1 pseudogene is annotated in these 234 nt (G+C 39.7%); it reads right to left on the reverse strand.

Annotated features, from left to right (window positions below):
* Positions 1–214, reverse strand: a pseudogene (locus A3773_RS17430) (methyl-accepting chemotaxis protein); the annotation flags it as partial.
* Between the last annotated feature and the right edge of the window lie 20 nt (positions 215–234).

Consider the following 234-nt stretch of genomic DNA (forward strand, 5'->3'; position numbering starts at 1 on the left):
TGATTAGATTTTTACGTGCCACTAACGCTTGATAAATATCGCGGTCAGCATTTAACACTAAACTGCTTGCAGCAAAGTAAGCTTCAGCCTGCTTTTCCATATGATTTTTACCTATATCAATGATTGACATAGATGAGAAAAACACGGCTATAAGTATAATGGCCAGCAACGCTATCGGCGCGGTCACTTTGGTACGAATGGAGTTTAAACGCATAACGGATCCAACCTTATCTA

It is taken from the genome of Neptuniibacter pectenicola (genome assembly GCF_001597735.1).
Classification (GTDB): domain Bacteria; phylum Pseudomonadota; class Gammaproteobacteria; order Pseudomonadales; family Balneatricaceae; genus Neptuniibacter; species Neptuniibacter pectenicola.